Source organism: Alteromonas sp. CH_MED4-4 (assembly GCF_037029575.1).
GTDB lineage: Bacteria > Pseudomonadota > Gammaproteobacteria > Enterobacterales > Alteromonadaceae > Alteromonas > Alteromonas macleodii.
In genome coordinates, this window is sequence record NZ_JAYMEU010000010.1 from 145658 (window position 1) to 155442 (window position 9785).

Genomic DNA, 9785 nt, shown 5'->3' on the forward strand with positions numbered 1-9785 from the left:
AATAAAAAAGCCCGCGTGAACGCTGTTCACACGGGCTTTGATCTTATTAACGGCCGTTATAATGCTCGCAAAACGTCAAACATGAACTAAGGGTTTAACAAGGTTGGTTGCCCTAGCCCAAGCGCTTCTAAACGCTCAAACTGGGTATCTTTGTCCCCTACTATCAAATAAATCATCTTATCAGGATGTACATATTCACCGTATAGGCGCTTTATCTCACCCACGGTTAACGCTTTCACCTCAGCTTCTTGCTGTAAAACGTAATCATTGGGCAAGCCAAAATCGCTGATTTCGCTAACCATACTCAGTTTAGCGCCTAGCGTCTCAAACGCCCTTGCACCAGATTTAAGTGTGAATCCTTTCGTAACGCCTAAATCTTCATCTGAATAGTTTGCACCAAACTCTGCTAATATATCCATGATAGCTTGCGTTGCTTCTAAGGTAACGTTCGACCTTACGGCGCTTCGTATGGTGAATTCACCGGTATATTTATCGCTAGAAAACGATGAACGAATGCCATAGGTGTAGCCTTTGTTTTCACGTAGTTCCTGCATAAGCTGTGAGGCGAAACCGCCCCCGCCTAAACGATAATTCATCACACTGACTTTATAAGCATCATCATGAGTAACATTCGGGGCGGAATGGCCGAAATAAAGCACTGACTGTTTAGCCCCAGGCACGTCATAGAAAAAGAGTTGGGCGCTTTCTGGCAGTTTGGGCTCTGGTACCTTCGCAAAAGTAACATCTTTTGGTAACCATCGCGCATTAAGTGGCGCTAGGCTTTTTACAACGTTCTGTTGCTTGATGTCTCCCACAACATGGAACTTTGCCAATGATGGTGTGAAGTATTTCTCGTAATACCCCTTTAGGTCATCAAGCGTTATATCATTCACACTTTTCTTATCGCCAAGCACAGTTTTAGCAAATGGATGCGCGTCTCCGTAAAGCAGTGTTTTAAACTCAACCGATGCAATGGCATTGGGGTTAGCTTTTATTTGTTCAATCTGGTTGATTGTATCGTCTTTAGCTAATTCAAACTCTTGTTCATCAAAGCGAGGAGAAAGTATCACTTCAGTGACAAGCTGCATTAGGTCACTGTAGTGCTTAGACAATACCGTTGCGCTTATAGTTATGTCAGTTTCAGAAGCACTGGCCTCCAGAGAAGCGCCTAAAAGCTCAATTTCCTGTTCCAGCTGCTCGGGTGTTTTTTCCGCCGTACCTTTAAGCAAGGTTGCGGCAAGTAAATTGGCGGTTCCTGTCTTACCTACTGAGTCTAGAAGCATGCCACCATCTAGCTTTAACTCAAACGCGACCAAAGGCACTTCGTCATTAGCAATACCCGTTATTTTGATGCCAGACGACAGTGTATTTTGCCAAACCTTAGGTGGTGTAACTTCTATTGATTCACCATAAGCAGGCTCTTTCGTGCGATCAAACGATGACGGAGTACGTTCGTATTCAGCCGCAACTGACGCATCAAAGCTCTCTTCCGCCCCCGCGACAATTTGCTCCTCCACTACATTAGCTTCAGTAGAGCCGCTTAACACCAACTCTTGCTGTCCCTTAGGTACAAAGCTGGTGGCCACAAACGGTTTATCCTTAATATAGGTGCTATAAACACGCATTACATCTTGTTGTGAAACGCCCAGAATTTTCTGAACATCTTGGCTGATAAATTCAGCCCCGCCCGCAAAAATTTCGTATTGCGCCAATTGAAAACCTTTACCTAAGACGCTTGAAAGTCCTTGATAAAATTCTGTTTCTTGACCTGCTTTTATACGCGCCAAATCCTTTGAAGAAATCCCGTCTTTCTCAAAGCGGGCGAACGCTTCGTTAACTCCATCTGCAACAGTGTTTAAGTTCACGCCATTAAACGCCATTACCTGCAGCTGTAGCTGTCCAGCAATCTCAGCATCATAGCCATAAAGATAAACATCACTGGTGAGCTTCTTCTCGTCAACAAGCACCTTGTTCAGCGGAGCATTTTTGCCTTGGCTTAAGTACTGAGAAAGTACTTGAAGTGGATAATAGTCATCGTGATATTCAGGTACGGTTGGCCACACCATAGTTAAAAGTGGCGCTTGTGCAAAATTATCTATATGGAATCGTTTTATAGTCTCATTGAGCTTCGCAGGTTGGTGCGGTAATTTATTGATTTGCTCTCCCGCAGGAATTTCATCGAAATATTTTTTAACCCACGCTTTAGTTTGATTTACGTTAATATCACCCGCGATGGTAAGCACCACATTATTAGGTACATACCATTTTTTGAAAAACTCTTTCACGTCAGCAAGCGTTGCGTTTTGCAGATCTTCTAACGACCCAATCACTTGCCAACTATACGGGTGCCCTTCAGGATAAAGATTTTTATCAATCACATATTGATTGTGACCATAAGGACGATTATCCACACTCTGGCGCTTTTCGTTTTTCACCACCTGCTTTTCTTTGGCGAGCACAGGGTCTGTTACGGTATTAATGAAAAATCCCAACTTATCGGCTTCAGCCCAGATCATTTTTTCTAAAGCATCAATGGGTACAGTTTGGAAGTAATTGGTACTATCACGACTCGTCGAGCCATTTGCACCTGAGCCGCCAATTTTCGCACTGAGTTTATCAAGACCGCCTTTTCCCAAGTTCTCTGATTCGAGAAAAAGTAAGTGTTCAAACAAGTGCGCAAAGCCTGTTCGCCCTTCTTTTTCTCTGGCTGACCCTACATGCGCAGTGAGGGCGACTGCAGCAACGGGATCAGACCTGTCAACGTGCAGTACAACGGTAAGCCCGTTATCCAGAGTAAAACGCTCGTAGTCTACGTTAAATAATGACGTATTCGAGGAAGCGGTAGTTGTACCCGCATTAGAGTTTGCTTCGCTAGTTATGTTGGTAGCTGTTTGTGCATTTTGAGGGTAATTGGTGTTATGCGTACACCCTGTCGAAACTGCACTTAGTGTTATTACAGCAATTGCAGTGTACATTCTTGTTCGTTTGAATGTTTCAAGCATTATGTATGTTCTTTGCCAGTCAAAAATGTAACAAGTACCACAAGTGCACCACCAGTGCCATGACATTCCTTTTTCAGACATTTTAAGCATGCCTAAACAGGCGGCGTTCATCGTTTACAGAGTGCAATATAAACATATGATTAATATGGGTTTTATTGCTTTTTTCAACGTTCAACACCCTGTAGCTAGAGCAACCTTAATTAGCTACCGACATAGTTCGTTACATTTTCCACACCTCAATTTGGAACAAATTAGGTAATTTACAATCTACATCTATTACACAAGCCATGTCGTGATAAAACTTTGATCTGACGAGCAATCTACGAAAAGTGAGAAACGAAGCCGTGTTAAATCTAAAACAGAGCGTTAAGAACAACCTGCCTTTCATTTTATGTATGGTTTTGCTTTTCTCGTTTCGAAGCAGTGTTGCTGATTGGTATTATGTTCCTACAGGCTCTATGGAGCCCACCATTCAAGTAGGCGACCGCGTAGTGGTTGATAAATCAGCCTACACGCTAGAATTACCGTTCACAGACGTTGTTGCCGCGAAAACTGGTAACATCAATCGCGGTGACATTGTAATTATTGACAGTAATGCAGCTGAAACCAGACTCATTAAACGTGTGGTTGCCATTGAAGGTGACAAGGTCAAATTAGAAAACAACGTACTTTTTATCAATGGTGAAAAAGCAACGGTAAGCGCCAAAGATCACAATCTTTATTCCGAGGAGATTTTAGGCCAAACACGAACCATAGCGCTTAACCCATTACCTAGCCCTGCGAAAAACTTTAACTTGGTCACTGTACCTAGAGATCACGTGCTGGCAATGGGGGATAATAGGAACAATAGCGTTGATTCTCGTTATTATGGCTTCATTCCAATTGAAGAAATTCAGGGCAAAGCCAACGCTGTTGCATTTTCACTAGATCCGGACGATATGTATTTACCGCGAAAAGACAGGCTTTTCACATCACTTCAGTAGGGTTGAACAATACCCTTACTTGCAAAAAGGCCAAGCTAGACCTTTACTTGCGTTCAATTTTTCGGCAAAAAAAATCTGGTCAGATCTGATAAAGCGGTGATATTCACGTATATAAAGAAAAATGTAGGAGCAATTGCATATACGTAAATTCTTACTAATGAATTACAAATAGCGACCTTGTTCCTTATCAAATTCCCACTTCCTCAACACCAATTAACTAAGCCGCAACCCTCTATTTTTACGCTGTTTTTAGTTTAACTTCACGGCCGCTTCATCCCGCTTCACATTTAAAAAAGTAATACATGGTTTACACACTTTGTAACCAAGTGTCACATCTTTCGTGTTTTCCCCTATTGCAACTTAAGTATTAGGAGTGCTATTCATAATTTTGCAACATCATCGTGTTGCAAAAACACACAACAAGTAAAATGGAAATAAGGAAATAACAATGAAACAAGGTCGTAAAGTAAGTGCAATTGCAGTGGGATTAGCACTTTCAGGATTAACCTCTCTATCTCCTGCGTATGCACAGCAAGCTGACGAAGAAGCAGCCAACCTTGAACGAATTGCAGTCACCGGTTCTCGTATCAAACGTACAGATATGGAAGGCCCTTCACCTATTCAATCAATAGATGCAACAATGATTGAAGGCATGGGCTATGAAAACCTTCAACAGTGAGGGCCTATTGACCATTGATATACAATTTTGCAGCGCCTGTGTGTTATCTAGACAAGGCGAATGTTTGTAGGTCTAGTGGCTCTAAATCGAGAACATTCAACGCAGTATAGGTAACACACAGGCACTGCCCGAAGGGGGCGTCATGGAAGCATTTTACTTTTTGTCGCAGCTCTTAAACTTAGTCCACTAGGTCTGCAGAGCTGCTCCGCAATTAAACTGCTTCCATCTAGCCCAAAATTGTATATCAATGGTTAATAGGCCCTTAAGCGTATGCCGGCCACAGGTGCGGGTACCTTCTCGACACGTAATAACAGCCAAGATTCAACAGCCAATGGCGCGGCAGCGGTATCCCTCAGAGGTATGGGACCAGATGCAACGCTTGTTCTAATAAACGGACGTCGCGTGGCAATAAGTGCCTTTGCTGAAAGTATCACTAACTCATTTGTTGATATTAACTCTATTCCTGTATCCGCCATCGAACGAATCGATATATTAAAAGATGGCGCTTCTGCGATTTACGGCTCAGACGCTGTTGCTGGTGTAGTAAACGTAGTACTGAAGAAAGACTACGAAGGTCTAGAGATTAATGCAGGTTATGGTGGTACAACAGGCCCAAGCTATGATGAGACCACCGCCAGTATTCTATGGGGCTCTCAAAGCGAAAAAAGCAGTGCTACAGTTATCATCGACTATTTCAACAACAGCACGCTTGGCGCTGACGAAATGGGTCGCTTCGGTACAGCTAACCAATCACCTTATGGTGGTATGGACTTCCGTTCTTCACGAGGTTACCCAGGTTACTTCTATGTGGATGGTGTTAAAACTATCGACCCTGATTGTCCAGAAGATAGCGCAACGGCGTCTGGCAGCTGCCTGTTCGATTATGGCCCATTTGGTTTAACCATACCGGCTTCTGAGCGCGTAGGCTTTATTGGTCAGTTCGACTATAAAATTGGCGACGAAACCACAGCATTTATGGAAGTTGCAATGCAGCACAATACGTCTGAAGCAGGCGGTGCAGCAACACCTCTAGATGAAGATGCTGGTTTAACCGTTCCGGGTACTCATCCTGATAACCCGTTTGGGCAAGACATTGAAATTGGTCGCTACCGCCCTGTTGATGCAGGTGCCCGTCGCTGGGATATCGAATCTGACACCCTTCGTTTAGTCGCTGGCCTTCGTGGCACGTTCAATGATTACGATTGGGAAGCATCTGTACAAAAAGGCCGCAGTCGTTCAGAACAAAGTGGTGATCAGTCACAAGGTTGGGTTCGCGTTGACTGGCTTCAGGAACAAATTAACCTTGGTAACTACAACCCGTTTGGTGGCGTTACTAACCCACAAAGTGTAATTGATGATATTACTACTAGCCTTGTGCGCCGTGGTGAATCTCGAATGACCAGCGTTGACGCTCACATTACCGGTGAAGCATTCAGCTTCGGCGACGATGTTGTCATGATGGCAGCAGGTGTTGAATATCGCGAAGAGCAAGTATCTGACGTTCCTGATGTTCAGTTCCAGCGCGGATTAATCTTCGGTACAGAATCGGTTTCTGCCTCTGCCGAACGCGACCAGTATGCTGCATACTTAGAGCTATCTATACCTTTAGCTGAACAGCTTGAGCTTCAACTAGCTGGCCGCTATGACCATTACAGTGACTTTGGTAGTACAACTAACCCTAAAATAGCATTACGTTGGGCGCCAAGTGATGAGGTAACCGTGCGCGGTTCATGGGCTCAGGGCTTTAGAGCACCGTCTCTTGCACAAGTTGGCCTTGGTCCATCACAGAAAAGTGTCTTCTTTGTAGACAAATATCGCTGTGATGCAACAGGTCAAGATTGTGAATCGTTGGATTACAATATCGAGTTTGCGGGTAACCCTAACTTGGATGCAGAAGAGTCAGAATCTTGGAACGTAGGTGTTATCTACGCACCTATTCAAGAATTAGGCCTGAGCATTGATGTATGGAGTATTACGCAGGATAACAAAATTGATGAGCAGCAATTCGGTTTAGTTTACGACGCGGAATGTAATAACCAAGACAGTACAATCTGTGTTCGCTTAGATCCGCAGCCAGGCGAGTCGTTAGGTGTAATTCAAAAGATTTTCAACACCTACCAAAACGTATCATCTCAAGAAGCGTCTGGTGTTGATTTCAGCGCTAACTACCGCATGGAGTTGCAAGAGTTCGGTAACGTACGCTTTAACCTTGATTGGTCTTACATGAACGAGTTCGAAAAAGACGGTCTTGAGTACACTGGCGAATATGGCTATCCAGAACACCGTTGGTTATTCGGCACTACCTGGTCTAAAGGTGCGTTCGATGCCAACTTGAACATTAGCTTTGTTGGTGAGTTTGAAGACACGCCTGACATTGATTTCGACGGTGTATTGGATTTTGAAGAAAATACCTCTAGAACGGTTGATTCTCAAATGTTAGTAGACTTGCAGTTTGGTTACAACTACAGCGACAACCTTCGCCTTGTAATTGGTTCAAACAACTTGCTTGACGAAGAGCCTCCGTTTGCTATTGGTGATGGTGATGGCGACTTATACGGCTATGTAGGCGGCGTGCACAACCCGCGTGGCCGCTTCGTATACTCTAAACTAACTTATCGCTTCTAAAAGCCTATAAGACAAAAAAGCGCTCAACGGCATTGCTTCACAATGGCATGCCTTGAGCGCTTTTTTCATTTATGTATTAACGTGTGTTTAGAAAAAAAGATATTCAAAGAGCACCGTAGTGAGCCATGCGAGAATCACAGGCAATACAATCATCACATAAACCATTACCTCAGAGCCTACTGTTTCAGAACGCCAAGCGTCCATCATCTTTACCTTAAATCTACTCTTCAGTAAAAAAGTGTAGAAAATTATTAGTATCAATAAAACTAGAGTTTTTAGCATATAATTTATCAACTAATTTCTATGTTCTGACCTGCTCTAAAACTACAGACTTCTAAAAGCGTATTTAATTTGCAAGGTTTATTCGTCTGTTGTTTCCTCATACTGCGAATCGACGGCATTACCAATTGCCCCCCCACCAACTCCTAACCCTATGGTTCCTGCTAATCTTCCTACACTGCCGATAGGGTTGAAAAAGCCAGTGCCAGCCCCTGCTAAACCAGCTGACCAAAGTGATTTAGAACTAGCGCCACCGCCTCCAGCTATAGCCGCTCCATAAACCCCTCCAATAGCTCCAGCAAAAGCGCCTACAACGTTAGCGAGCCATGCCCCATTAACTTGCTCTAGCTCCTCTTGTGCAAGTTCATTTGAATGTAAATGTGTTTTGCTTTCCATGGTACTTCCTTATATTTAATAAATTTAAGACTTTTCCGACACTGTATATTTCCAAAGCGGAAACTGTGCCGACAAAGCCACTATATCTGTAAAGATAAGAAAAAAGACCTGTCCCACATGCCTGATTAACAGCTACCTTTAGTAGTTTGATGAAATTTAAATCTTGTTTCGCATTTAACTCTCTAGTCTCGTATATAAAAAATGCCAGCTAAGCTGGCATTTTTTATATGTATTCACTACTTTTGCAACGCTTACAATCCGAAATGAATGAGCACCAAATTACCTATTGCTGCACACAGCATAGCAAGGAAAGTCAGGATCATACCCGCGAAGCGCTGCCAGCTAACGCCTGAGTGACGACCTAAGCCATAGGCATGTAATACACGGCCAAATAACAGTGCGCTCCCCAATGCGTGAACAGCCCACACTTGGCCAGTATTGGCTTCAAAACACGCTATCATAATAAGGGTGATGGGTACGTACTCGCTAAAGTTGCCATGTGCTCTGGTCAAACGACTTAGATCTTCGTGACCACCATCGCCAATTCCCACTTGGTGGCGACGTCTGGCGCCAATGACTAAAAAAGACAAATACAGGTAGCAAATACCCAGTAAGCTGGCGTAAAACGCCGTGATTGGCAAAACCATGGTCTACTCCACATGTTCTAGTTATATCGCGCTGTATTAATCAGCGCTTAATTCAACATTCATGGTTGTCATTAAACGTTATCCGCTAATAAGTTACAAGCAACAAAAAAGGCCGCCTAAGCGACCTTTTGTTGACGTTGTTGGCAATTAACCTAAACGTTCAGCAAGTTCAGCACTCACTTCGTCAACTGGGCGCGTACCGTCAAGCTTGTGGTACTCACAGTTTCCAGCTTCCGCTTCAGCGCTGTAGTAGTTCACAAGCGGCTTTGTTTGCTCATGGTAAATCGCAAGACGCTTGCGCACTGTTTCTTCTTTGTCGTCATCACGAACGATTAGGTCATCGCCTGTTTCATTGTCTTTACCTTCCACCTTTGGTGGGTTGTAAACAACGTGGTAAACGCGACCTGATGCAGGGTGTACACGACGGCCACCCATACGTTCTACGATTACATCATCAGGAACGTCAAACTCGATGCAATGATCAACAGTGACACCTGCTTCTTTCATTGCGTCAGCCTGAGGAATAGTGCGAGGGAAACCGTCTAACAAGAAACCGTCTTTACAGTCATCTTGTGCAATACGCTCTTTTACTAGGCCAATGATAATCTCATCAGATACTAGTTTGCCTTCATCCATTACACGCTTTGCTTCAAGGCCTAGCTCTGTACCTGCTTTAATTGCAGCACGAAGCATGTCGCCCGTTGAAATTTGTGGAATGCCATATTTGCCCATTAAAAACTGAGCTTGTGTGCCCTTACCCGCGCCAGGAGCGCCGAGAAGAATGATTCGCATGAGTGCGTTCTCCGCTTATGATTTTTAAACTTTTTACTTCGGGCACTTTACACATTCAACACTGGAGTGACAAGTGTAAGCAGTACCGTAAAGTTAATCTTAAGACTAATGGCGAATATATGTTCAGCTTATAGGCACTTTTGTAAATTTGCGCCTACACCCATTCAGTAACTCATCCTATTTAAGATGAATAAGCTAATTCTTAATATGATTAACTTGAAATTTTAGACCGCCAAAATATAGCACAATAAAATGGCTAAACTTACTTTTGTTAGTCGTAGAAATAAAAAAACGGGCATTACGCCTAATGCCGATCAGTTAAGAATATTTTCATGATCGGTTGACCGATCTTTTTAAGGCTTCAAAATCCGATATCAGTCTC

General features: G+C 43.4%; 7 protein-coding genes. 3 read left to right on the top strand and 4 right to left on the bottom strand.

The window, feature by feature from the left end; genetic code table 11:
* Window positions 1–86: 86 nt before the first annotated feature.
* The gene (locus WA381_RS09395) at window positions 87–3002 is read right to left on the bottom strand and encodes a M16 family metallopeptidase (protein WP_156086621.1); all 2916 of its coding nucleotides are present in this window, start codon (window positions 3000–3002) and stop codon (window positions 87–89) included.
* A gap of 329 nt (window positions 3003–3331) precedes the next feature.
* On the opposite strand from WA381_RS09395, the gene lepB reads away from it, so the two are divergent.
* From lepB to WA381_RS09410, 3 genes are all read left to right on the top strand, one after another.
* The gene (lepB, locus tag WA381_RS09400) at window positions 3332–3985 is read left to right on the top strand and encodes a signal peptidase I (RefSeq protein WP_156086622.1); all 654 of its coding nucleotides are present in this window, start codon (window positions 3332–3334) and stop codon (window positions 3983–3985) included.
* Window positions 3986–4433: 448 nt separating this feature from the next.
* A complete protein-coding gene (locus tag WA381_RS09405; protein WP_156086623.1) occupies window positions 4434–4664 on the top strand; it encodes a hypothetical protein in 231 nt (76 codons plus the stop codon).
* Between the two features lie 270 nt (window positions 4665–4934).
* On the top strand, window positions 4935–7289 hold the full coding sequence (locus tag WA381_RS09410; protein WP_156086624.1) for a TonB-dependent receptor: 2355 nt from the start codon (window positions 4935–4937) through the stop codon (window positions 7287–7289).
* A gap of 360 nt (window positions 7290–7649) precedes the next feature.
* Here WA381_RS09410 and WA381_RS09415 read toward each other — a convergent pair whose 3' ends face one another.
* The 3 genes from WA381_RS09415 to adk all read right to left on the bottom strand — a co-directional run bounded on the left by WA381_RS09415 (window position 7650) and on the right by adk (window position 9403).
* A complete protein-coding gene (locus WA381_RS09415) occupies window positions 7650–7964 on the bottom strand; it encodes a hypothetical protein (RefSeq protein WP_156086625.1) in 315 nt (104 codons plus the stop codon).
* A gap of 251 nt (window positions 7965–8215) precedes the next feature.
* Window positions 8216–8611: an MAPEG family protein gene (locus WA381_RS09420; protein WP_014976958.1), complete on the bottom strand. Its 396-nt coding sequence runs from the start codon at window positions 8609–8611 to the stop codon at window positions 8216–8218.
* A gap of 147 nt (window positions 8612–8758) precedes the next feature.
* The gene (adk, locus tag WA381_RS09425) at window positions 8759–9403 is read right to left on the bottom strand and encodes an adenylate kinase (protein WP_156086626.1); all 645 of its coding nucleotides are present in this window, start codon (window positions 9401–9403) and stop codon (window positions 8759–8761) included.
* Window positions 9404–9785: the final 382 nt, after the last annotated feature.